At 69.0% G+C, this 24,171-nt stretch carries 19 protein-coding genes and 1 pseudogene; 5 read left to right on the plus strand and 15 right to left on the minus strand.

Translation table 11 applies throughout. The features are described 5' to 3' along the window. Positions 1-95: 95 nt before the first annotated feature. From ABD378_RS18110 to ABD378_RS18130, 5 genes are all read right to left on the minus strand, one after another. Positions 96-1,550 carry a glycoside hydrolase family 32 protein gene (locus ABD378_RS18110; RefSeq protein WP_344521969.1) on the minus strand — a complete coding sequence of 485 codons (1,455 nt, stop codon included), beginning with the start codon at positions 1,548-1,550 and terminating at the stop codon, positions 96-98. A gap of 77 nt (positions 1,551-1,627) precedes the next feature. After that, positions 1,628-2,512 carry a carbohydrate ABC transporter permease gene (locus ABD378_RS18115; RefSeq protein ID WP_344521970.1) on the minus strand — a complete coding sequence of 295 codons (885 nt, stop codon included), beginning with the start codon at positions 2,510-2,512 and terminating at the stop codon, positions 1,628-1,630. Continuing rightward, positions 2,509-3,474, minus strand: coding sequence for a carbohydrate ABC transporter permease (locus ABD378_RS18120; protein ID WP_344521971.1), 966 nt, complete (start codon positions 3,472-3,474; stop codon positions 2,509-2,511). The genes ABD378_RS18115 and ABD378_RS18120 overlap by 4 nt, the downstream gene beginning before the upstream one ends. Before the next feature lie 107 nt (positions 3,475-3,581). After that, a complete protein-coding gene (locus tag ABD378_RS18125; protein ID WP_344521972.1) occupies positions 3,582-4,910 on the minus strand; it encodes an ABC transporter substrate-binding protein in 1,329 nt (442 codons plus the stop codon). A gap of 82 nt (positions 4,911-4,992) precedes the next feature. After that, entirely contained in the window at positions 4,993-6,030 is a 1,038-nt protein-coding gene (locus ABD378_RS18130; RefSeq protein ID WP_344521973.1) for a LacI family DNA-binding transcriptional regulator, read from the minus strand. A gap of 265 nt (positions 6,031-6,295) precedes the next feature. On the opposite strand from ABD378_RS18130, the gene ABD378_RS18135 reads away from it, so the two are divergent. Next, positions 6,296-8,698: a GH32 C-terminal domain-containing protein gene (locus ABD378_RS18135; RefSeq protein WP_344521974.1), complete on the plus strand. Its 2,403-nt coding sequence runs from the start codon at positions 6,296-6,298 to the stop codon at positions 8,696-8,698. 121 nt (positions 8,699-8,819) lie between these two features. Here the strand turns inward: ABD378_RS18135 and ABD378_RS18140 are convergent, their stop codons facing one another. The 3 genes from ABD378_RS18140 to ABD378_RS18150 form a co-directional block, all read right to left on the minus strand. Then, a complete protein-coding gene (locus ABD378_RS18140; protein WP_344521975.1) occupies positions 8,820-10,187 on the minus strand; it encodes a class I SAM-dependent RNA methyltransferase in 1,368 nt (455 codons plus the stop codon). Between the two features lie 107 nt (positions 10,188-10,294). Further along, positions 10,295-12,343 carry an APC family permease gene (locus ABD378_RS18145; RefSeq protein WP_344521976.1) on the minus strand — a complete coding sequence of 683 codons (2,049 nt, stop codon included), beginning with the start codon at positions 12,341-12,343 and terminating at the stop codon, positions 10,295-10,297. A gap of 61 nt (positions 12,344-12,404) precedes the next feature. Beyond that, positions 12,405-14,690 (minus strand): MMPL family transporter, encoded by a 2,286-nt coding sequence (locus ABD378_RS18150; RefSeq protein WP_344521977.1) that lies wholly within the window; start codon positions 14,688-14,690, stop codon positions 12,405-12,407. A gap of 172 nt (positions 14,691-14,862) precedes the next feature. Here ABD378_RS18150 and ABD378_RS18155 point away from each other — a divergent pair, with 172 nt between their 5' ends. The 4 genes from ABD378_RS18155 to ABD378_RS18170 all read left to right on the plus strand — a co-directional run bounded on the left by ABD378_RS18155 (position 14,863) and on the right by ABD378_RS18170 (position 16,928). Next, a complete protein-coding gene (locus tag ABD378_RS18155) occupies positions 14,863-15,192 on the plus strand; it encodes an ArsR/SmtB family transcription factor (RefSeq protein ID WP_344521978.1) in 330 nt (109 codons plus the stop codon). After that, positions 15,192-15,431 carry a hypothetical protein gene (locus ABD378_RS18160; RefSeq protein ID WP_344521979.1) on the plus strand — a complete coding sequence of 80 codons (240 nt, stop codon included), beginning with the start codon at positions 15,192-15,194 and terminating at the stop codon, positions 15,429-15,431. The genes ABD378_RS18155 and ABD378_RS18160 overlap by 1 nt, the downstream gene beginning before the upstream one ends. Positions 15,432-15,582: 151 nt before the next feature. Then, positions 15,583-16,251 carry a potassium channel family protein gene (locus ABD378_RS18165; protein WP_344521980.1) on the plus strand — a complete coding sequence of 223 codons (669 nt, stop codon included), beginning with the start codon at positions 15,583-15,585 and terminating at the stop codon, positions 16,249-16,251. After that, positions 16,251-16,928, plus strand: coding sequence for a potassium channel family protein (locus ABD378_RS18170; RefSeq protein ID WP_344521981.1), 678 nt, complete (start codon positions 16,251-16,253; stop codon positions 16,926-16,928). Before ABD378_RS18165 ends, ABD378_RS18170 begins: the two co-directional genes overlap by 1 nt. Positions 16,929-16,990: 62 nt before the next feature. Here ABD378_RS18170 and ABD378_RS18175 read toward each other — a convergent pair whose 3' ends face one another. The 7 genes and pseudogenes from ABD378_RS18175 to ABD378_RS18205 form a co-directional block, all read right to left on the minus strand. Beyond that, on the minus strand, positions 16,991-17,725 hold the full coding sequence (locus tag ABD378_RS18175) for a DUF3159 domain-containing protein (RefSeq protein WP_344521982.1): 735 nt from the start codon (positions 17,723-17,725) through the stop codon (positions 16,991-16,993). Between the two features lie 3 nt (positions 17,726-17,728). After that, the gene (locus ABD378_RS18180; protein WP_344521983.1) at positions 17,729-18,127 is read right to left on the minus strand and encodes an OB-fold nucleic acid binding domain-containing protein; all 399 of its coding nucleotides are present in this window, start codon (positions 18,125-18,127) and stop codon (positions 17,729-17,731) included. Positions 18,128-18,216: 89 nt separating this feature from the next. Beyond that, the gene (locus tag ABD378_RS18185) at positions 18,217-18,900 is read right to left on the minus strand and encodes a response regulator (protein WP_249592796.1); all 684 of its coding nucleotides are present in this window, start codon (positions 18,898-18,900) and stop codon (positions 18,217-18,219) included. Between the two features lie 68 nt (positions 18,901-18,968). After that, complete coding sequence (locus ABD378_RS18190) at positions 18,969-21,515, minus strand: DUF4118 domain-containing protein (RefSeq protein WP_344521984.1); 2,547 nt, start codon at positions 21,513-21,515, stop codon at positions 18,969-18,971. A 139-nt stretch (positions 21,516-21,654) separates the two neighbouring features. Continuing rightward, a complete protein-coding gene (locus ABD378_RS18195; RefSeq protein WP_344521985.1) occupies positions 21,655-22,335 on the minus strand; it encodes an ABC transporter ATP-binding protein in 681 nt (226 codons plus the stop codon). 76 nt (positions 22,336-22,411) lie between these two features. Next, entirely contained in the window at positions 22,412-23,647 is a 1,236-nt protein-coding gene (locus ABD378_RS18200; RefSeq protein WP_344521986.1) for an alginate lyase family protein, read from the minus strand. Positions 23,648-23,797: 150 nt separating this feature from the next. Further along, positions 23,798-24,171, minus strand: a pseudogene (locus ABD378_RS18205) (ABC transporter ATP-binding protein); the annotation flags it as partial.

A 24,171-nucleotide genomic window follows, 5' to 3' on the forward strand; every position in this document is an offset into this window, starting at 1 on the left:
GGATCGCGACGCAGTGCGAGACCGTCGGACCGTACGCACGCAGGTGACGCAATACGTACGGTCCCGGCCCCGGACCTGCATGCTGCCGGCGCGCCTTACGCGGCAGTGGCGGCGTCCGGTGTCCGCAGCGCGTGCGCCGTCACGATCACGTCGACCGCGTCGCTCGCGAGACCGCGGGACACCAAGGTCCACGCATCGCACTGCGCCGGATAGAAGCGAAGGGTCAGTGCTTCACCGGAACCGCTGAAGATCTCAGCGATGGAGTGGTCCAGGATGATCCGCAGCTCGAGCTCCCCATCCGGGACGAGCTCCGGTAGCGGCATTCGGTAGGAACCCACGTGGGCGCGGGCATCGGCTGAGGCGTGCCCGCGGTCGACCGTCAACGCGCCGTCACGGATCTCCAGGTCCAGGTAACCGGCGTCGTCGTGATCGGCGCTGCCCGTTCCGCACATGATCCGCAGCCCCCAGGCTGTGTCCCTGGCGAAGCCGACGCGGACAGTGATGTCGGCTGCGGGACCGACGCTGCCGAGCACGGATGTGGTCCCGCACTGTGCCCGCATGGCTTTCAGCCACGTGCTCGTCCGCAGACCGTCCAGTTCACGTGCCGGCGCCTGGTGAGGGCTTCCGTCGGCGCGCAGGGTGAGTTCCCGGGGAACGGTCAGGACTCCCGCCCAACCCGCCTCCTTGGCGCAGGATTCGTCCCGTGCCTCCCAGGACCAGCCCCACAGCAGCCACCTCCCTCCAGGGGCGCGCATCAGGGCGGGGGCGTAGAAGTCGGGTCCGTGGTCGAAGCGGGTCGCGGTCTCGAACCGGAAGTCGCCGCTGTCTTGGTGGCCGTTCCAGGCCACGACGTGTGACGGGCCCGTGCGCTGGTACCAGGCGCTCGTGAGCAGCAGGGCGCGTCCGTCGTCGTAGACGGCGAGTTGGGGACACTCCCATGCCTCTCCCGTGCGGATCACGGAGTCGCTCGGTGCTGTGTCCGCCCGGCGGTGCAGGGGGCCGTCGTACGTCCAGTCGGTTAGGTCCTGCGAGGTGTACGAGAGTACGGCGCCGTCACCCTCGGCACAGCCGGCGCCGACGAGCATGCGCCAGCGGTCGCCGTCCCGCCATACGTACGGATCGCGGAAGGTCGTCACGCCCGACGGCGGGTCCGCCACGAGGAGTTCGGGCCGTTTGACGAACGTGCTCCCGTCCGGGCCGGAGTCGGCCGCGGCGACGGGCTGCCAGGGATGGCCGACTCTGTGTGCCGAATAGAAGGCAATGATCCTGCCCTCGTACGAGACGGCGTTGCCGGAGAAGCAGCCGTCTTCGTCGGGCTGCCCGAGCTCCGGCGTGAGCGCGAGTGGTTGAGGTTCCCAGCGCAGCAGGTCCCGACTGCGGTAGTGGCCCCAGTGGACCCGGTCGTGTGTGGGCGCCTGCGGGTTGTGCTGGAAGAAGACGTGGTACCAACCGTCGTGGTGGACCAGGCCGTTGGGGTCGTTGATCCAGTTCGCCGGCGGCCGGAGGTGCACCTCCGGGAGGTGCGGGACTCGTATGTGGTCGTCGGCCATGGGCCGCCTTTCGATGTGAGAAGGAGCGTGCGACGGCACGCCGTTCGGTACTGCGGAGGTCGGCTGTGCGTGTGCGGTCACTCCTTGACCGCCTGCGCCGCCACGCCCTGGACGAAGGCGCGCTGGAAGATCAGGAACACCACGAGAGTGGGGACGGTCATCATCGTGGCGAACGCCATGATGTCTCCCCACTGCAGGGGCGGCAGCGTCTGGAAGACGGACATGCCCACCGGCAGGGGCCGTACGTCCTCGCTCCGCGTGGCCATGACCGGCCAGAGGAGCTGCCCCCAGGTCATCAGGAAGCTCAGAATCGCCACCGACGCGTACGCGGGCTTCGACAGCGGCACGATGATGCTGCGGAAGGTCCGCCAGGGGCCGGCTCCGTCCACCCGGGCGGCCTCCTCCAGCTCCCGGGGCAGCGCGAGGAAGAACGAGTAGAAGAGGTAGATGAAGAACGGGTTGGCGATGAAGGGCACGATCTGCGCCTGGTAGGTGTCCAGCCAGCCCAGCTCCGTCATCATCAACAGCAGGGGGATGGCGAGCGCCTCGAACGGGATGATGATGAGCGCGACCACGGCGGCGAGGACAATGTTCCGGCCGGTCCAGCGGAGCCTGGCGAGCGCGTAGCCGAACATGCTGTTGACGACCAGGCCGAGGGCGACTGTGGCGCCGCACACGACAAGGGAGTTGAGCAGCAGTCGGCCGAAGTTCGATCGCTCCCACGCACTGGTGAAGTTGTCGAGCGTCGGATCCAGCGGGATCAGCGCGCGCCAACTGCCGCCGTCGGCGAGGACGTCGGCGTTGGGCTTGAGGGCACCGGCGAACATGAAGACCAGCGGGAGCAGCATCACCAGCGCGACGAGTCCGCAGATGAGGTAGTGCCGCAGCAGGTTGTGGGGAGGGCGGGGGCGCCCCGGGACCGGCCTTGCCGAGCGGCGTCCGGGGGCGGTGAAGAGAGTCATCGGACAGCGCGCTCCTCACGGCCGAGCCGGCGCTGGACCAGCGTGACGGCGAGAACGAACAGGAAGAAGACGACGGCGATGGCGGAAGCCTGGCCGATCATGCGCCTGGTGTACCCGGTCTGCAGCAGCTGCAGCATCATCGTGCGGGTGGCGTCCGTGGGACCGCCGGGGAACTGCGGCATCATGTAGACCTGGTCGAACAGGCGGAAGGCGAAGATCGCCGTCACGTTGATCACGAACACCAGGGTGTTGCGCAGACCCGGGAGCGTGACGTGGCGGAACTGCTGCCACGCGTTGGCGCCGTCGACCCGCGCCGCTTCGTAGAGCGAGGCAGGGATGGCCTGAAGGCCGGCGAGGAAGATCACCATCTGGAATCCGACGCCCTGCCAGACCGAGGTCAGCACGATCGCCGGCATCGCCCAGCTCGTGCTGGAAAGCCAGCCGGGCTGGAGATGCCCGAAGGTCAGCGTGCCCAACACCCCGTTGACGAGGCCGGAGTCGGGGAGCAGCAGCACCTTCCACACCACCGAGGCGACGGCCATCACCGTCACGGTGGGCAGGAAGTAGACCGTGCGGAAGAAGAGGCGCATCCGCAGCTGTCGGTTGACCAGGACGGCCAGGGCCAGGGCGGCGGCTGCCTGCACGGGCACGACGATGGCCGCGAACAGTGTGTTGTTGCCGAACGAGCGCCAGAACTGCGCGTCGGTGAAGATGCGCCGGTAGTTCTCCAGACCAGTGAATTCCACCGGGAGCGGCGAGGCAAGCCGCTGGTTGGTGAACGACAGGACGATGGCGGAGACGAACGGGAAGATCAGGAAGACGGCCAGCAGGGCCAGGGCCGGGGCGGAGAACAGGATCGCGACGACGCGGCCTCGGCTGCTCGCCCCGGACGCTCCGCGGCGTCGGGCCACGGGGGCCGACGGCGGCGCCGGGGCGGGTTTGTCGAGGGTGGTCTGGGACATGGTGGTTCACCTCAAGGCGCGGGGCGTGGTGCGGTGGTGGAGCGTGAAGTGCCCGGTGCGGCGGGGGTCGGGTCGGGGCGGGGAGGTCTCCGCCGCACCGGGCTGTCTCACTGGGCGGGGTAGCCGTCGTTGTCCTTGATGTCCTGGTCGATGGTGTCGACCGCCTTCTTCAGGGCGCCTGGAACGTCCTTGCCGAGACTGATGTCATCGACGGCCTGCGAGAACGCCTGCGTGATCGTGGGGTAGGCGGGGGTCTGAGGACGGGGCACCGCCACACCGGGCACCTGGTTGAGGCTCTCGGTCACCAGGCTCATCGGGCCGTCGGGGGCATAGATGTCGGTTTCCTTGAGCGCCCTCGCGGTCGAAGGCGGCGCACCCACCGCGTCGTACATGGAGAGCTGGCTCTTCTTGGTGAGCAGGTACTCCAGGAACGCCGCCGCGGCGTCGGGGTCCTCGGCCTTGCGTGTGATGCCGAACTGCCAGGAGCCCATGCCGGTCTTCGAGCCGGTGCCGAAGTCGGGAAGCGGGATGACCGCGAGGTCGTCGCCGGCCGCCTTCTTGTAGCCGTTCTTGTAGGCCCACATGCCGTTCCACGCGATCGGGCTCTTCTTCTTGAGGAACGGGGTGTCGTCCTGGGCCTCGGTGTTGACGTATTTCTTCGTGTACCAGGACTGGAAGGTCTTCATCGCCTTGACGACCTCGGGCTTGTCCAGCGCTCCCGCCGCCGACTTGTACCCGTCCCGGTCGATCAGGTCGCCGCCCGCGGACTGAACGATGGGGCTGAAGGCGTAGGAGAACCACTCCCCCTGACGCCCGTACCACATATGCATGTCGAGGGGCCGGTCGTAGCCCGCCTTCTTCAACTTGCCGAGGACGTCGGTGAATTCGGCGGCGGTCCAGGCGTCGTCGACGCCGGTGGGGACGCGGGCGCCGACCTTCTTGAGGGCGGACTTGTACGCGTACAGGACGACGCCGGAGTCGAACGCGCCGACACCGTACAACTTCTTGTCATAGGTGCCCTGCTGGACGATCGAAGGGAGCAACTGCCCTTGCGTGCGCACGTTGATGCAGTCGTCGAGCGGGATCAGGTCGCCGTTCCAGGCGTAGTTGTAGAGGTTGGGACCGTCGAAGTCGAGGACGTCCGGCAGCTTGTCGGATGCGGAGGCGGCCTGGACGGCGTCGTTGTACGTGCCCTCGGGGACGCTCTGCACCTTCACGGTGACCTGGTCCTGGCTCTTGTTGAAGCTGTCGACCACGTTGAGGAACGTCTTCTTCTCCTCACCTCCACCGTGGTAGAAGGTGCTGATCGTTCGCTTTCCGTCGATCTTTCCGTCACAGGATGAGCCTCCCGAGGAGGCGGCATCTCCGGTTCCGGAGCAACCGCTGACTGTCAGCCCCAGGGCGGCGCAGGCTGCGATTACGATGGTTCTGCGCATTGAGGTTCGTCCGTTCTTGGTTGAAGGGCACGGATGGACTGCGGTGGGGTCGGGTGGCACCCCGGCCCCACCGGATGTGATGTCAGGCCGTGGGCCGGGCGGGCCCGATGGAGTCGCGTTTCCGCAGGGGCATGGGAACGCGGTGGGTCTCTGCACTCAGAGGACCGTCTCCGAGAATCAACTCGACGGCCTTGCGGCCGAGTTCGTGGTGGGGCAGGGCGACCGTGGTGAGCGCCGGCTTGAGCCAGCCGGCGATGTCCTGGTCGTCGAAGGAGACGACCGAGACGTCCTGCGGGACGGACAGGCCGGCCTCGGCCAGGGCCTGGTAGGCGCCGAAGGACACCCTGTCGGTGGAGCACACCAGTGCGCGGGGGCGGTGGCCTTCGGCGAGCAAGCGGTCCACTTCGCGGTAGCCGTCCTCGGCGTTCCAGTCGCATTCGACCACGCCGTCGAGTCGGGCTCCCGCGTCTCGCAGGACCTCCTGCAGGCCACGCATACGCTCGAGCCCGGCGAAGATGCCGTCCGGCGTCGCGGGGATCGCCTGATGGCCCCCGATGGCCCAGATCCCCGCGGCGTGTCCCGCGGCCAACAGTGCGCGTCCCGCCGTCCGGCCGGCCTCGATCTCGTCGGGGATCACCGACGGCGCGTCGAAACCGGGGGCCAGACAGTTGAGCAGGAGCACGCGCCGACCGTGCAACTCCGGGGGCGGACTGACGTAGTGGGTGTACATCGCGGCATAGATGACTGCGTCGACCTGCCGGTCGAGAAGGCCGTTGACGAGGCCGGATTCCACCGCCCGGTCGCCGCCCGTCTCCGTGATGAAGAGCAGGTGGTCCTTGGCTCTCGCCGCGTCCAGGGCCCCGCGAATCACCTCGCCCGCGAAGGGTGTGGTGGTGATGGTGTCGGAGACGAAGCCGAGGGTCTGACTCGACTTCGTCCGCAGGCTGCGCGCCGTGGCGTTGGGTCGGTATCCCAGGTCGGCCGCCGCTGCCAGGACCTTGCTGCGGGCCGCCTCCGAGATCCGCATGTCGGTACGGCCGGACAGTGCGAAGGACGCTGTCGTCGGGGACACCCCCGCCCGCCGGGCGACGTCGGCCATGGTCACGCGGTTCCCGGACATTGACTCCTCGATCTCCGCTAAATCGGATTAGCAAGTGCCTGACGAGGATCCTGCTCACGCCACACCGTGTCAACGCCTCGGACATGTGCAGTCAACAGAACTGTCCGTTGTGCGCCGCTACTTACGATTCTGAGACGCCCAGATGCCACCAGATCTGCGTCAACTCGTGCGTTAGCTCTTGCGTTAGCAGCTTCAGCCGCCCAACCATGCCTGCTGTCCGGAGAGTTAAATCGATTTTGCACGACCGTCCACTCAGGAGCCGCTCGTGAAGAGAAGGAATGTCCTCCGCGTCCTGTCCGCCGCCGCCGTCGGGGGCACGCTCGTCCCGCTCATCTCGCCCACCAGGAGCTCGGCAGCCACCTACGGGCCGCGCGCCGCGGACCTCACCGCCCACTGGGACTTCCCTGAAGGGGCCGGTGTGACCACGCGGGAAAAGGTCACGCAGTCCACGAATCCGATCAACTACGTCTTCAACGACGCCGTCCACAAGCCGGACAGTGCCCCGCTGTGGTCCCCGAAGCAGGAAGCGGACGGAGTCCTCTCCGGCGCCCTGCTCTTCGACGGCTACTCCACCTGGATCGCGCGCGGGGCCGCGGAGACCACGCTTCCCACGGACGGGCTGACCGTCGAGGGATGGGTCGCGCCGCGGGCCTTCGAGTGGGGAGACGAGGGCAAGCCGTCCGTCATCATCAACCAGCAGGACAAGGGCGCCCGGCGCGGGTTCTGCCTGGGCGTCGGCAGGCATGGTGTCTGGAAGTTCGAGATCGGCACGGGAGACGCCTGGTACGAGGTGGCCGCACCGCAGTCCGCCGCTCTGACCGCGGGCAAGTGGGCGCATGTAGCCGCCGTGTTCTCCCCTGCCGACGGTCAGATCAGGCTGTACCTCAACGGGGAATCGGTCGCCCAAGCGACGGTCCCGACGTCCGCCCGGCTGAGCAAGGCGGACGTTCCGCTGCTGATAGGTCGGCACAACCAACCCGTTGTCATCAACGGCACGTTCGCTGTGAACATGTTCAACGGCCTGATCGACGAACTGAAACTGCACGGCGGCGCCCTGAGCGGCGCCGAAGTCGCGGCCGGCCACCAGGCGGACCTGAACACCTTCACCGGCGGCACGATCCCCGACGCCGCCATGGAGATGGACCGCTCACGGTACGAAGGCGACCGCTACCGTCCCGCCTTCCACTTCACCGCGCCCAACCACTGGATGAACGAACCGCACGCACCCTTCCAGGTCGGCGGCGAGTACCACCTCTTCTACCAGCACAACCAGCACGGCCCGTACTGGCACAACATCTGCTGGGGACACGCGGTCAGCAAGGACCTGGTGCACTGGCGCGACCTGCCCGTCGCACTCGTACCGACGGCCGACAGTGTGGCTCCCGACGGCGTCTGGTCCGGGGCCTCGACGCTCGACGCGAACGGTGTCCCGGCCCTGCTGTTCACCGCCGGCAACGACTCCATACGCTCCAACCAGGCAGTCGGCCTCGCCCGCCCCGCCGACCCGGACGACTCCGACTTCGCGAAGTGGAAGATGCACCCCACACTCGTGATCAGCCAGAAGGCCGATCTCGACGTCGGCGCGGACCGCAAGGTCCGCTTCGGGGACTTCCGGGACCCGTTCGTCTGGCAGGAGGGCGGCACCTGGTTCCAGCTGGTGGGCTCGGGCGTCCAGACCTCGTCGGGCACCGACATCGGCGGCACGGCGCTCCTTTACACCTCCACGAACCTCACCGACTGGACCTACGCAGGGCCGTTGATGGTCGGCGACGTGGCAGCCCACCCGAAGACGGGTCAGGTGTGGGAGCTGCCGACCTTCCTGCCGATCGGGAAGGACGCGCAGGGCCGCGAGCGCCGCGCACTGCTCATCAACCCGGCCTTCCCCGCCGGTCCCGGCGAGTACAGCAGCAAGTACGTCTTCTACTGGGTCGGTGTCTGGGACGGCAGCTCCCGCAAGTGGACACCTGACAGCACCGAGCCGCGACTGCTCGACTACGGCGACCACTTCACCGGCCCGAGCGGCTTGGTCGACGACAAGGGGCGCTCCCTGGTCTTCACCATCGCCCAGGACCGCCGCTCCGAACAGGGCCACTACGACTCCGGCTGGGCACACAACGCCGGCCTCCCGATCGTGCTGTCCCAGCGGGAGGACGGCGACCTCGCCTTCGAGCCCGTGGCCGAGGTCGCGGGCCTCCACGACGGCGCGGCCCTCGTGAACATCGACGGTCCGACCTCCGTCTCCGACGCGAACGCCGCCCTCGGCTCGGTCAAGGGAGACCTGCTCCACATCAAGCTGACGATGGAAGCGGGCAGTGCCGCCAAGTTCGGCCTCGACGTACTGCGCAGCCCGGGCGACGAGGAACGCACCCGCCTCTTCTATGACGCGGCGGCCACGGAGCTCGGAGTGGACCGGACCCGGTCCGGGAACGTCTCCAGCGCCGTGCCGGACCTCGGCATCCAGAAGGGTCCACTCGCCCTAGTCGGCGGCAAGCTGACCCTTGACGTGTTCGTCGACCGCTCGATCATCGAGGCGTACGCGAACGCCCACCGCTCCATCACCACCCGGGCGTACCCCTCCCGCGCGGACTCCCTCGGCATACAGCTCTTCGGCGAGGGCAGCACCGTCACGTCCTTGACGGTCTGGAAGATGGGAGGCATGGCGGTCTGACATCGCTGTCGACACCGCGCCCGCCACGCCTCCTCCGACGTCAGGTCGCCGGGTCGAGGAAGGTCAGCACCGAGGCGTCCTCTTCGAGAGGCGGGGCGGGCGAGTCCGGCCAGGCACGTAGTCACGCGCCCTTAGCGGCAGGCTCAAGGATCGCGACGCATTCAACATGGTGCGTCATCGGGAACAGATCGAACGCCCGCAACGACCGCACCCGGTACCCGCCGTCCCGGAAGTACCCCAAGTCCCGTGCCAGCGCGGCCGGATCGCAGGCCACGTACGCGATCCTCCGCGCGCCCAGGCCCGTCAGGTGCTTCACCGTCTGCTTGCCGGCGCCCGCGCGCGGCGGGTCGAGGACGATCAGGTCGACCTCCGTGATGCCGGTGCGCGGCAGGGTGGCCTCGACCTTGCCCTGTTCGATGCGGACGCGGTCGAAGGCGGCGAGGTTGTGGCGGGCGTCCTCGACCGCTCGCTTGCCGGACTCGATTCCGAGGACCGCGCCCTTCTCGCCGACCCGGTCGGCGATGGCGCCCGCGAACAGGCCCACTCCGCAGTAGAGGTCGAGAGCCGTGTCGCCCTTGCGGGGCGTGAGGCCCTGCATGACGGCGAGCATGAGGGTCTCGGCCGCCTTCGGGTGGACCTGCCAGAAGCCGCCGTTGCCGACGCGGTACGTGCGGCCGTCGGCGCGCTCGCGCACGAACGGGCGGCCGTGGACGCGGTGGACGCCGCCGTCCTGTTCGGCGATGCGCAGGACCGAGACCGGCTTGTCCAGCTCGACGAGGGGCAGGCGCGCGCCCGGCTTCGGTTCCAGGATCACCTGGCGGTCCTGGGAGCCCGTGGCCGCGATCGCCTCGACCGACTCCATGCCGGACCAGTCGTGCTTCTCGATGCCCAGCTCGGAGACACCGGGCGCGGCGATCATGCAGTGCTCGATGGGCTCGACCTCGTGCGAGCGGTGGCGGCGCAGGCCCGCGTTGCCGTCGGGGTCCACCGCGTACTGCATGCGCGTGCGCCAGGCCGGGACCTGGCCCGCGGGAAGCTTGTCGCCCTCCGCCGGGAGGACCGTGCCGTCCCAGCCCGCCTCCTCGGGGGTCAGGCCCGCGAGGCGCTGCAGCTGCTCGGTGATGACCTCGCCCTTGAGGCGGCGCTGCGCGCCCGGCTTCGCGTGCTGCCAGTCGCAGCCGCCGCAGCGGCCGGGGCCCGCGTACGGGCAGGGGGCCTCGACGCGGTCCTTGGAGGGGTCGAGGACCGTCACCGCGTCCGCGCGCAGGAAGCGGGAGTCCTCGTCGCCGTCGGTCACGCGTGCGATGACCTTCTCGCCGGGGAGCGTGTGGCGGACGAAGAGCACCCGGCCCTCGGCCGTGCGGGCGACGCAGTGGCCGCCGTGCGCGACGGGGCCGACCTCGACCTCGTACTCCTGCCCGACGAGGGAGGTCTCCTGCGAGCCCTCCTTCGAGTTCCCCGCCTGCGATTTCTTCGGTTCTGCCTGCATGGCGGGGTGACTCCACTACGTAAGGGGGCATCGGCCGAAAGGAAACGGCCGGACAACAGCCCACCAGTCTACGTGGGTGTTGTCCGGCCGCTCACCAACGGCAAGGGTCACGCCTTGTTGGTCGGCTCCTTCGGGCGCTTCTCCACCGGGCCCCGCCGCACCGCACCCGGCGCGTTCCACTCCGACCGCTTCCGGGCCCGCTTCTTCGCGGCCTCGGAGGAGTCGAGCTGGTAGGGGACGGACGTCACCATGACGCCCGGCGTGAAGAGCAGGCGGCCCTTGAGCCTGAGCGCGCTCTGGTTGTGCAGCAGGTGCTCGTACCAGTGGCCCACCACGTACTCCGGGATGATCACGCTGACCACGTCGCGCGGGCTCTCCTTGCGGAGGCCCTTGACGTACTCGATGATCGGCCGGGTGATCTCGCGGTAGGGCGAGTCGAGGATCTTCAGCGGGACGGTGATGCCGCGCCGCTCCCACTCGGCCCTGAGGGCCTTGGTCTCGGCCGGGTCGACGTTGATGCTGAGCGCTTCGAGCGTGTCCGAGCGCATCAGCTTGGCGTAGGCAAGGGCGCGCAGCGTCGGGCGGTGAATCTTGGAGACCAGGACGATGGAGTGCACGCGCGAGGGGCGCACGCTGTCGTCGGACGGGGTCTCCGGGGCGGCGATCTCCTCGGCCACGCGGTCGTAGTGACGGCGGATCGCGGACATCGTCGCGTAGAAGATCACCATGCCGAGCAGGGCGACCCACGCGCCGTGCGTGAACTTCGTGACGAGTACGACGATCAGGACGAGGCCCGTGAAGAAGGCGCCGAAGGTGTTGATCGCCCGCGAGCGGAGCATGCGGCGCCGCTTGGCCTGGTCCTTCTCCTTGCGCAGATGGCGGTTCCAGTGCCGGACCATGCCGATCTGGCTGAGCGTGAAGGAGACGAAGACGCCGACGATGTAGAGCTGGATCAGGCGGGTCGAGTCCGCGCCGTAGATGACGACGAGCAGGGCCGCGGCGCCCGCGAGCAGCACGATGCCGTTGGAGAAGGCGAGCCGGTCGCCGCGGGTGTGCAGCTGACGCGGCAGGTAGCGGTCCTGCGCGAGGATCGAGCCGAGCAGCGGGAAGCCGTTGTACGCCGTGTTGGCCGCGAGGAAGAGGACAAGCGCGGTGGCGGCCGCCAGGACGATGAAGAGGAAGCTGCCGTTGCCGAACACGGCCTCGGCGACCTGGGAGATCACCGGGTTCTGGACGTAGTCGGCACCGACCGAAGCTCCGTTGTGGAACAGGTCCTTGGCCGGGTTCTCGGCCATCCTGACCTTGGTCGTCATGGCGAGCGCGATGATGCCGCAGAACATCGTGACGGCCAAGGCGCCCATCAGGGCCAGGGTGCTCGCCGCGTTCTTGCTCTTGGGCTTGCGGAAGGCCGGGACGCCGTTGCTGATCGCCTCGACGCCGGTGAGCGCGGCACATCCTGAGGAGAAGGCCCGCAGGAGCAGGAAGACAAGCGCGAAGCCCGCGAGGCCCTGGTGCTCGGGCTTGATCTCGTAATCCGCGGTGGGCGCCTTCATCGTCTCGTCGAGGACGATGCCCCGGAAGGCACCCCACGCGATCATGAGGAAGACGCCGACCACGAAGACGTAGGTCGGGATGGCGAAGAGCTTCCCCGACTCCTTCACGCCGCGCAGGTTCATCACCGTCAGAAGCACGATGACGGCGACGGCGCAGAGCACCTTGTGCTCGACGACGAACGGGACCGCCGAGCCGAGGTTCTCGATGCCCGAGGAGATCGAGACCGCCACGGTCAGGACGTAGTCGACGAGCAGCGCGCTCGCGACGGTGAGCCCGGCCTTGGGGCCGAGGTTGGTGTTGGCGACCTCGTAGTCCCCACCACCACTCGGGTAGGCATGCACGTTCTGCCGGTACGACGCGACGACGGTGAACATCAGCACGACGACCGCGACAGCGATCCAGGGGCTGAAGTGGTACGCCGACACACCCGCGATCGAGAGGACTAGGAGCACTTCCCCCGGTGCATAGGCCACGGAGGAGAGCGGGTCGGACGCGAACACGGGTAGAGCGATGCGCTTCGGCAGGAGGGTTTCTCCGAGCCGGTCGCTGCGCAGTGCGCGCCCGATGAGGATCCGTTTGGGCACGTCGGTCAGTTTGGACACGCAGAGGATCGTAAGCGTTCGAATGGGTGCCCGCCCACCCACCACCCCCTAACTGCTCCGGTTAGCCACGACGCGCCGCCCCGGGCTCCGCCCAATGCCCGGAAAGCGGACGCTGATCGGCGGCTTCCGGTGCCTCCTGGACCTCCTGCGCCCCGTGGGGCCCATAGCGCTCCGCCGCCCGCTCCTCGGCGCGGTGGATCGCACGGGACGGCCACCAGGTGGCACGCCCGAGCAGCAGCAGCGCCGCCGGCAGGATCATGATGCGGATCACGAACGCGTCGAGCAGGACGGCCGCCGCGAGGACGAACCCCATCTGCTTCATCTCCAGGATGTGCAGCATCACGAAGCTAGCGAAGACGGTGACCATGACGATCGCGGCGCTGGTGACGACCTTGGCCGAGGAGCTGATGCCCTGGATGACGGCCTGCCGCGTGGGTACGCCGTTCAGCGCGGCCTCCCGGATCCTGCTGACCACGAACACCTGGTAGTCCATCGAGAGCCCGAAGAGGATCACGAAGAGGAAGAGCGGCACCCGCGAGGAGATCCCGCCGAGCGAGACGAACGAGAGCAGTTCCTCGGCCCACTTTCCCTGGAAGACCAGGACGAGCAGCCCGAGCGCGGACGCGGCGGAGAGCAGGTTGAGCACGATGCCGAGCAGTCCGAGGACGACGGAGCGGAACGCGAGGACCGTCATGGCGAAGGTCATCAGGAGCAGGAAGCCGAGGACGAGCGGCAGCTTCTGGTTCTGGTGCTCCACGTAGTCGGTGCCGCGCGGCACTTCGCCGGTGACGGCGGTCTCGACGCCGGGCAGCTTGCCGACGGTCGCGGGGAGGTGGTCGTGGCGGAGGTGGCCGAGCGAGTCCTCGGCCTTCTTCGAGTACGTCGGGTGCGGGGCGTTGAGCTCCAGGGTGGTGGTCCTGCGGTCCTCTGAGGAGCGGAGGAGCGGAGCACCGGAGGCGTGCGAGAACAGCGGGTCGGACTGCGCCCTGCGGTCGAGCGCCGTCAGGGCGTCGCGCACGTCACCTGCCTGCGAGGCCTCGGCCCGCACCACGACCAGGTGCCTGACGCGCTGCTCCGGGAAGGCATCGAGCAGCCTGTCGTACCCCTTCATCGCGTCGATGTCGCGCGAGAAGCTGTCGCGCGCAGGGTTCTTGAGGTTCATGTTCAGCGCGGGCAGCGCGAGCCCCAGCATGACGAGGACCGACAGGCACAGGGTGAGGGCGGGGTGCTTGCGGGCGGGCGCGAGCAGAGCGTTCCAGGCCCGTCCCGGCTTCTTCTCGCCGTACGTACGGACCGGCTTGCCCTGCGCGAGGCGCTTGGCGGCGCGGCGCTCGGTGCGGCGGCCGAGCTTGACGAGGAGTGCGGGCAGCACCGTCACCGAGCTGACCACGGCGACGGCGACCACCAGGATGGTGCCGGTGGCGAGGGAGTCGAAGATGACGTCACGGGCCAGGAAGAGCGCGGTGGTGGAGACGATCACGGCGAGTCCGGAGACCACGATGGCGCGGCCCGCCGTCGCGGCGGCGGCCTCGACGAGCGCCTCCGAGGTGAGCCGGCCGCCCGCGCGGGCCCGCTCCTCGCGTTCGCGCTTGAGGTAGAAGAGCGTGTAGTCGACCCCGACGGCCATGCCGATGAGCAGGATCATGCTCATCCCGACGCCGGTGTCGGGCAGCAGGTGCGAGGCCAGCATCGCCAGGCCCATCGTCGCCATGATCGAGGTGACCGCGAGCAGCAGCGGTACGCCGACCATGATCACCGAGCCGAAGACCAGGGCGAGCGTGATCAGCGTGACGGGCAGTGTGATCGCCTCGGAGACCTGCAGGTCCTTGTTGCGCTGGTCGTCGACTCCCTTGCTCACGGAGGCGTCGCCGGTCTTCTCGATCACCAGGTCCGGGTGGGCCTTCGCGGCCTCCTCGGTCTGGGCCTGCAACGGGGGGACGTTCTTCTGGTCGTCCTGCTCGGAGCCGTTCAGCTCCACCTGGACCCGCAGGACCCGCCCGTCGGCAGACCGCACCGGCGGCGCCACCGATGCGACCTCGGGCAGCGACTTCATGCGGGCCGTGATGTCCTTGACGGCGGCGTCGGCGGTCGCCTGGTCGAGCGGCCCGGACCCGGCACGGATCAGCACCTGTTCCGTGGACCGCAGTTGGACACCGCCCTCGGTCGCCAGGGCCTCGGCGCGGCCCGCCTCGCCGACACGGAAGTCCTCCGATGTCGCGCTGTTCATGCCGGCGGCGATGCCGCCCCCCAGGCAGAGCACCACGAACACCAGCCAGCCGACGATCGCGCGCCCTGGATGCAGCGCGCTCCATCTCGCCACGCGCACCGTTACCGATCCCTTGCTCATGCCGGTCCCACCCCTTCGTCCTTCATGTGTAAGTGGAGACTGACAGGTGTAGGAACGAGCCGTCAACTGTCATTCGAAGCGAGAGAAGGCGGATTGACAGTGGATCCCGTCATGCGTAAGTCTTGGCTGACAGGTTTCGGGACCAGTGAAAAGACCAGTGAGAAGGCGGGCCATGGACAGCGAAGAGCTGCTCGCCTTTCTCTCCGCGGTCGGCCATGCCCAGCGCATCCGGATCATCACCGAGCTCGCCCCGGGGCAGCTGTACGTCAGCGAACTGGCGCGGCGGCTCGGTGTCTCCCGCCCTCTGCTCTACATGCACCTCGAACGTCTGGAGAAGGCCGGTCTCGTCGTCGGCCGCCTGGAGCTCTCCGACGACGGCAAGGCGCTCAAGTACTTCGAACTGGCGCCGTTCGACGTGCGATTGAACGTGGACACGATCCTCGCGGCCGTCCGGCAGGACGCGTCGGACGAGGCCGGACAGCACTCACCAGAGGGGTCTTAATGGACGACGTGATCATCCCGGTCGCCTTCTTCCTGATACTCGCCGGCGCGGTCGTGGCCGTCGCCTACTTCCAGTCGCAGCGCAACCGCGATCGGGACCGCCAGTACGCGGAGGCGATGCAGGCCTACAAGGAGGTCGTCGAGCGCGCCCGCTCCGAGCAGGAGGCGAACCGGCTGCAGCTCGTCGAGCTCGACCACCGGCTCAAGTCCGTCGAGGGCCTGCTGCGCAGCGTGGACTGAGTCCGTGCCGCATCCGTGCCGCGTCCGTGAGCACCGGGCGGTGCACGGGGGTGCCCTCCACGGACCGCGCGTGTGTAGCTTGGGCGTCGGTCTGAGACGCTTTTACCGTTCAGCCTGAGCAAAAAGTATTGACACAGCCGGAAGGACGGGCGTGCACATCGTCATCATGGGCTGCGGGAGAGTCGGATCCGCTCTCGCGCAAACCCTGGAACAACAGGGGCACACGGTCGCCGTGATCGACCAGGACCCCACCGCCTTCCGCCGTCTGGGCTCCGGCTTCGGCGGCCGCCGCGTCACCGGCATCGGCTTCGACCAGGACACCCTGCGCGAGGCCGGCATCGAGGAGGCGGGCGCCTTCGCCGCGGTCAGCAGCGGCGACAACTCGAACATCATCGCCGCCCGCGTGGCCCGCGAGATGTTCGGCATCGAGAACGTCGCCGCCCGCATCTACGACCCGCGCCGCGCCGAGGTCTACCAGCGCCTCGGCATCCCCACGGTCGCCACGGTCCGCTGGACCGCCGACCAGATGCTGCGCAGGCTGCTGCCCTCCGGGGCCGAGCCGCTGTGGCGCGACCCCACCGGCGGCGTGCAGCTCGCCGAGGTGCACGCGTCCGAGTCCTGGATCGGCCACAAGATCAGCCAGCTCCAGGAGGAGACCGGCGTACGCGTGGCCTTCCTCACCCGGCTGGGCGAGGCGGTCCTTCCGACCTCCCAGACGGTGCTCCAGGAGGGTGACCTGGTGCACGTGATGATGCGCACCGACGAGGTCGAGAAGGTCGAAGCGGCGTTCGCCGAAGGCCCTGAAGAAGGCGGTCACTGATGAGGGTCGCCATTGCCGGAGCAGGCGCGGTGGGACGTTCCATCGCCGGTGAGCTCCTGGAGAACGGGCACGAGATTCTGCTCATCGACAAGGCGCCGACCGCCATCTCGGTCGAGCGCGTCCCGCAGGCCGAGTGGCTGCTCGCCGACGCCTGCGAGATCACCTCGCTCGACGAGGCGGCGCTCCAGCGCTGCAACGTGGTGATCGCCGCGACCGGAGACGACAAGGTCAACCTCGTCGTCTCGCTGCTCGCGAAGACCGAGTACGGCGTCCCGCGGGTCGTCGCCCGCGTGAACAACCCCAAGAACGAATGGCTCTTCAACGAGTCCTGGGGCGTCGACGTCGCGGTCTCGACCCCGCGCCTGATGTCCGCGCTCGTCGAGGAGGCGGTCAGCGTCGGCGATCTCGTCCGGCTGCTCCGCTTCAGCCACGGCGACGCGAACCTCGTCGAGCTGACCCTGCCGCCCGAGTCGGCCCTCGCGGGCACGCAGGTCGGCGACGTCGAGTGGCCCCAGGACACCTCGCTGGTGACGATCATCCGCGGCACGCGCGTCCTCGCGCCGACCGCGGACGATTCCCTGGAAGCGGGGGACGAGTTGCTGTTCGTGGCCGCACAGGCCCGCGAGGAGCAGCTGGAGGACCTGCTCTCGGTGCGCCGGGAAGAAGCGGCCGGCTAGTCGCTTCTGGTACGTGAATGGGGGCGCCCGGAAGATTCCGGGCGCCCCCATTCGTTGCCGGCTCAGGCGTCTTGCCCCCGCGCCGCCGCCTTCCGCTCCTTCTCGGCCTTCTCCGCCTCTTCCATCTCCGCGAAGACGTCGATCGGCGGCGGCGCCTTCGCGAGGAAGACCCACGTCAGCCAGACGGCGAGCAGGAACGGCGGGATCTTCAGGGCGATCAGGACCCAGCCGAACTGGGTCGTGTCCGCCCACCAGTAGAGCGGGAAGAGGATCGCGCACTTGGCGAGCAGGATCAGGCCCCAGGCCCAACTGGCCTTCGTGTACGCCTTCTTGCGGCCGGGATTGCGGGTCCGCCAGGAGAGGTTCTCCTTGAAGACCGGGCCGAGGATCAGGCCGATCAGCGGGACGCCCGCCACGGCCGTGATGAGGTAGGCGAGGGCGAGGCCCAGGGTGTAGAGCATGCCCGGCAGATAGAAGTCCTTGGCGTTGCCGGTCATCATCGCGAAGACCACACCGAAGGCGACGCCGAAGACGCCACTGAAGGCGTGCTTCATGGTGTCCTTCGTGACCAGGCGGACCGCCACGAGCACCAGGGACACCGCGAGGGCCGCGATGGCCGACATGTGCAGGTCCTTGTTGATCGTGAAGATGGTCACGAAGAGGAGGCCGGGGAGAACGGTCTCCACCATGCCCCGCACGCCGCCGAACGCCTCGAAGAGCGCGGCCTCGGTCACGGCCCTGGAATCGGCGTCCTGATCCGTGCTTCCTTCGTCCGTCGGCTTGTCGAGGGACGTCACCGGCTACTCCCGTCCGAGGGGTCTGAGTTCGTACTTGGGGTTGAAGAGCACCCGGCGGCCCCGGCTCATCGAGATCCGGCCGGACGCGATCAGCTTGCGCCCGGGCTCTATCCCCACGATGGAGCGCCTGCCGAGCCACACCACGTCCAGTGCCGCGGAGCCGTCGAACAGCTCCGCCTCCAGGGCGGGGACGCCGGCGCGTGGTCGCAGGGTGACCGTGCGCAAGGTACCAGTAACCGTGACTATCTGGCGGTCGTGGCAGTCTCCGATGCGGGTGCACCCAGCCGTCTCGGCGTCCTCGCGCAGCTCCTCCGACTCCAGATCCTCCTGGGAGGAGGACAGCCGGTCGAGCATGCGCCGGAAACGGCCTGCCGGCTTCTCGGAACCAGGAACAGCACTCATACAGGAAGCGTACCGGGGGTCGCCGACAGCGCCGCAATGGGTGCGCTCATCTGTGCTTATGCCCGCTCAGCCCGGTCCCGACCCTTGACTCACCGCTCGAACCTGTAACCCATTCCCGGCTCGGTGATGAAGTGCCGCGGATGCGCCGGGTCCGCCTCCAGCTTGCGGCGCAGCTGTGCCATGTAGACGCGCAGGTAGTTCGTCTCCGTGCCGTACGAAGGACCCCAGACCTCCTGGAGCAGCTGCTTCTGGCTGACCAGGCGCCCGGTGTTGCGCACCAGGACCTCGAGCAGATGCCATTCGGTGGGCGTCAGCCGTACGTCGCGTCCGTCGCGGTTGACCTTCTTGGCGGCCAGGTCGACCGTGAAGTCCTCCGTGTCCACCATCACGTCGTCCTCGCCCGCTCCAGTGGGCTCGGCCCTGCGGATGGAGGCGCGAAGGCGGGCCAGGAGCTCGTCCATACCGAACGGCTTGGTGACGTAGTCGTCGGCGCCCGCGTCGAGCGCCTCGACCTTCTCGTCGGAGCTGTGCCGCGCGGAGAGCACCAGGATCGGGACGCGCGTCCAGCCGCGCAGGCCCCTGATGACCTCGACCCCGTCCATGTCGGGCAGGCCGAGGTCGAGCACGATCACGTCGGGGTGACGCGCGGCGGCGAGCTGGAGCGCGGTGGCCCCGTCCGGGGCCGCGTCCACGTCGTACTTGCGCGCCTTCAGGTTGATCACGAGGGCGCGTACGATCTGCGGCTCGTCGTCGACCACGAGCACCCGGGTCATCGGTACCTGCCTTTCGGGCTTGTGGGTCTTGTCGGTGGTGGCGGTCATGGGGGCGGTCTTGGTGGCGGTCATGAGGTGATCGGGACGGAGAGGTCCGGCAGGGCCTGCGGTCCGCCCGCCGCCGCCCGCAGGGTCAGGACCATGGTGAGGCCGCCACCGGGGGTGTCCTCGGCCTCCAGCGTGCCGCCCATGGACTCGACGAAGCCGCGTGCGACCGCGAGGCCCAGGCCGACACCAGCGCCGCGCGGAGCGTCACCGTAGCGCTGAAACGGCTCGAAGATGCGGTCCTTGGCTCCATCGGGGACACCCGGCCCGCGGTCCACGACACGCAGTTCGACGCGGTCGCCGAGCGTGCTCGCGGACACCAGGACCGGTTCGGCGTCGAGGCTGTACTTGACGGCGTTCTCGACGATGTTGGCGACCGCCCGCTCCAGGAGTCCCTTGTCCACCGAGACCATGGGCAGCGTCTCGGGGATGTCGAGGTCCGCGCTGCCGACGGGGACGCCGCCGAGCGCCATGGGGACGACTTCGTCGAGGTCGATCTCGCGGATCAGCGGGGTGACCGTGCCGGTCTGCAGGCGGGACATGTCCAGGAGGTTGCCGACCAGGTGGTCAAGGCGGTCGGCGCCGTCCTCGATGCCTTCGAGCAGCTCGGCCTGGTCCTCCTCGGACCAGGACACGTCGTCGGAGCGCAGGGACGAGACGGCGGCCTTGATGCCCGCGAGCGGCGTACGCAGGTCATGGCTGACGGCGGCGAGCAGCGCGGTGCGGATGCGGTTGCCCTCGGCGAGGGTGCGGGCCTGGTCGGCCTCGGACTTCAGGCGCTGGCGGTCGAGGACCACGGCGGCCTGCGCGGCGAACGCGGCGAGCACCCTGCGGTCCTCGGCGGGCAGGACCCGGCCGGACAGGGCGAGCGCCATGTGATCGCCGACCGGCATGTCCACGTCCGCGTCCTCGGGACGGTCGAGCATGCGGCCGTCGCCGACGCGGCCCGCGCAGGTCCAGGGGGCGACATCGCTCGCACGCTCCAGGAGTGCCACGGAGTCCATGCTGAAGGTCTCGCGTACGCGTTCAAGGAGGGCGTCGAGCGAGGTCTCGCCGCGCAGCACGCTGCCCGCGAGGAAGGAGAGTATCTCCGACTCCGCGCGCAGCCGGGCGGCCTGGTGGGTACGGCGCGCGGCGAGGTCCACGACGGATGCGACGGAGATCGCGACGCCCACGAAGACGATGATCGCGACGATGTTCTTGGAGTCGGAGATCGTCCACAGGTGCCGCGGTGGCGTGAAGTAGTAGTTGAGGAGCAGCGAGCCGAACGCCGCCGACGCCAGGGCGGGAAGGAGACCGCCGAGCAGCGCGGCTGCGACGGTGAGCGTCAGGAACAGCAGCATGTCGTTGGCGAGTCCGAGGTCGGCGTCGACATGGGTCAGGAGCAGCGTCAGGAGCGCCGGGCCGCCGACGCCCACCAGCCAGCCCCAGATGCTCCGGGACCGCCCGAGCCGTGCCCCGCGCGCCACGGGCAGGCCGCGACCCTTGGCGACCTCGTCGTGCGTGACGATGTGGACGTCCAGGTCGGGGCCCGATTCGCGGGCGACCGTCGCGCCGACGCCGGGTCCGAATATGTACTGCCAGGTCTTGCGGCGCGAGGAGCCGAGGACGATCTGGGTGGCGTTGACCCCGCGGGCGAAGTCGAGCAGCGCGGCCGGTATGTCGTCGCCGATGACGTGGTGGAAGGTGCCGCCCAGGTCCTCCACCAGGGTGCGCTGGACCGCGAGTTCCTTGGGCGATGCCGCGGTGAGGCCGTCGCTGCGGGCGATGTAGACGGCGAGGATCTCGCTGCCTGAGCCCTTGGCTGCCATCCGGGATGCGCGGCGGATGAGCGTGCGTCCCTCGGGGCCGCCGGTGAGGCCGACGACGATGCGCTCGCGGGCCTGCCAGGTGGAGCGGATGTCGTGCTCGCCGCGGTACTGCTGGAGGTATTCGTCGACCCGGTCGGCGACCCAGAGCAGCGCGAGCTCGCGCAGGGCGGTGAGGTTGCCGGGCCGGAAGTAGTTGGACAGGGCCGCGTCGACCCGGTCGGACTTGTAGATGTTGCCGTGGGCCATGCGGCGGCGCAGTGCCTGGGGCGACATGTCGACCAGCTCGATCTGGTCCGCGCGCCGCACCACTTCGTCCGGCACGGTCTCGCGCTGACGTACGCCGGTGATCGACTCGACGACGTCGCCGAGCGACTCCAGGTGCTGGATGTTCACGGTCGAGACGACGTCGATGCCCGCGGCGAGGAGTTCCTCGACGTCCTGCCAGCGCTTGGCGTTGCGGGATCCGGGGACATTGGTGTGCGCCAGTTCGTCCACGAGTGCGACGGCGGGCGACCGCTCCAGGACGGCGTCGACGTCCATCTCGGTGAACAGGGTGCCGCGGTAGTCCAGGTCCTTGCGGGGCACCTGCTCCAGGCCGTGCAGCATCACCTCGGTGCGCGGCCTGTCGTGGTGCTCCACGAAGGCGACGACGCAGTCGGTGCCGCGCTCGATGCGGCGGTGCGCCTCGGACAGCATCGCGTACGTCTTGCCGACGCCCGGTGCCGAACCGAGGTATATCCGAAGCTTGCCGCGTGCCATGGCCCCATTGTCTTCCCGAAACTGCTCTGTACGCAGCGTCGACCTTACGGCCAACAATTCCCGCAATTCGGACATGGGTGCGGAGAAGGGTGCTCCTTGACGTAACCCTGATGTGGCGGGCCGGGGCCCCGCCGCGGCGTCAGCGCTCGACGATCTCGCCGTCGCTCAGTTCGAGGACCCGGTCGGCGAGGTCGAGCAGCGCCGCGTCGTGCGTGGCGACCAGGGCGGTGACGCCCTCACCGCGGACGACGGCGCGAAGGAGCTCCATCACCGCGAGCCCGGTCTCGGCGTCCAGCTGCCCGGTGGGCTCGTCCGCGATGAGCAGGGAGGGCTTGTTGGCCAGCGCGCGGGCGATCGCCACGCGCTGCTGCTGCCCTCCGGAGAGCTCGCCCGGCCGCTGCTCGGCATGGTCGGCGAGTCCGACGAGGGCGAGCAGCAGCGCGACGCGCTCCTCACGCTCGCGCGGGTCGGTCTTGCGGAGCCGCAGGGGCACGCCGACGTTCTCGGCGGCGGTGAGGATCGGGATGAGTCCGAAGGACTGGAAGATGAAGCCGACGTGGTCGCGGCGCAGCTCCAGGAGGCCGTTCTCGCCGAGGCCCGCGAGTTCGAGCCCTTCGACGGTGATCTTCCCCGTGTCCGGGGCGTCGAGCCCGCCGACGAGGTTGAGCAGGGTCGTCTTGCCGGACCCCGAGCGCCCCTTGAGGGCGACCAGCTCACCGCGCGGGACGGTGAAGGAGACGCCGCGCAGGGCGTGCACGGCGGACGCGCCGCTGCCGTACGTACGGTGCAGGTCCTCGACGACGACTGCGCTCCCGGTCATGCCCGCTCCCCCCGTACGGCCCTGTTGGGCCGGGCGCCAGTATGGTCACCGCACGCCCGGCCGAACAAGGTCCGGATCAGCTCGGGTTGTCCGCGTGGGTCAGGGTCTCCCAGGCGACGAACAGGTTGTTGGAGCCTGCCGGACGGTTCTTCTCGGTGAGCTTCTGGGTGTTGCTCATGGCGTGGCCCAGGCGGCTGTGGAGCGCGTTGTAGCCGACCTCGGTGACCGGCCCGAGGCCCCGGTGGACCGAGCCGCCGCAGAGCGAGCCCGGCGGCGCCTCGCCCAGTTCGTACCTGGCCTGGAAGCCGAGGCCCTGGCGCAGCCGCTCGCCGACGTCCGTCTTGTAGAGGTCCTCGCCCTGGATGCGGCTGGTCTCGGCGACATGGGAGATCGCGGAGAGCCCGTATCCGGTGTGGGTGAAGTCGCGGCACGTCTCCTGGGTGAGCCCGGTGGTGAAGGTGCCCTGTCCCTGCCAGTACTTGACGATCTTCGCGCGGGTGTCGAGGTTCTGGCTGGGCACGGTCTTGGGCAGTTCGCCGTCGGAGGCGAGATAGACGTACGCGGCGGTGCGCGTACGGAACTTCGCCATCGCCTTGTCGTACGACCCCTTGTCCTCGATGAAGACGGAGATGCCGATGGCGGCCTCCATCATCGACAGCTCCCAGTTCCCGTTGGAGTTGGAGCCGTTGATGATCTCGGGCAGATAGACGTTGCGCAGCATCGTCGCGAAGCGGCCCGAGTTGCCCCAAGTGCCGGTGTACGTGTGCTTGATGATCTCGGCCGCCCTGGGCCAGGACGATCCCGCCCAGCCGGTCTGGAGCGGGGCGTTGCTGTTGGTGTGGTCCTTGATGGTGCCGGACCAGGCGTCCATCAGCTCGATGGACTTCTTGGCGTAGCGGTCGTCACGGGTGATGTACCAGGCAAGTGCCGTGGTGTACGCGGCTATCGCGTCCTCGCGCTCGTCCGTGCAGCCGTAGTTGGGGTCCGAGTACGAGCCGCACTCGACGACCGCGCGGGGCTTGGGGGTGCGCGAAAGGGAGGCGTACTTGCTCCCCATCATCTGGTCGTGGGCGCCCTTCCAGGGCTGGGCGCCGGCGTTGACCTTCTCCCTGGTGAAGTCCAGCTGTCCGCGGGAGACGGTGACTCCGGGGTGCGCGAAAGTGCTGGGCGCCGCGTCGGCGGGCTCGGCGCCGGGCCAGGCGAGGAGGGCGGCGACCAGGGCGGTCACCACGGAGGCGAGGGTCGCGAGGACTGCTCTGCGGGACCTGCGGGATCTGCGGTGGTGGCGCACGGGTGTGGGGGTGTCAGCCATGCGAAGGGCCATCCATTCTCGTATGTGAACTTCAAGTGCCTTTCTGAACATGCGTGTTGGCCCGAGACCATAGGTACGGACCATGCTTCCGTCAAGGCGTGAAGTTAGAGGTCCTGTGCACGAGAAGTCATGCGAAGACAGAGCGCCTGCTCAGGGGCCGGTCGGGGGCGCATCCGGCCCCTCGCCCCAGACGCCGATGTGATCCGGCTCCTCGGTGAGGCGCACGCGGCCGCTCAGCCCGTAGCGCTCCACGTAGTCACGCGGCAACTGCAACCGCCCAGCCCGGTCCAGAACCGTGAACTCCTCCCCCGCGCCGCCCTGTTCGCGCAGCGTCTCCGTGGACGTACGGCCGTCCCGGATGCGCACCGTGCGGCGGACCTGCCCGGAGACGAGCGGATCGTGCGTGACGACCAGGACGGTCGCGCCGAGCTCCTCGTTGGCGCGGCGCAGCGCGGCGAACACCTCCTCGCCACTGGTCGTGTCCAGCTCCCCGGTGGGCTCGTCGGCGAGCAGCACACGCGGGG

The organism is Streptomyces rectiviolaceus (genome assembly GCF_039533825.1).
Classification (GTDB): Bacteria; Actinomycetota; Actinomycetes; order Streptomycetales; family Streptomycetaceae; genus Streptomyces; species Streptomyces rectiviolaceus.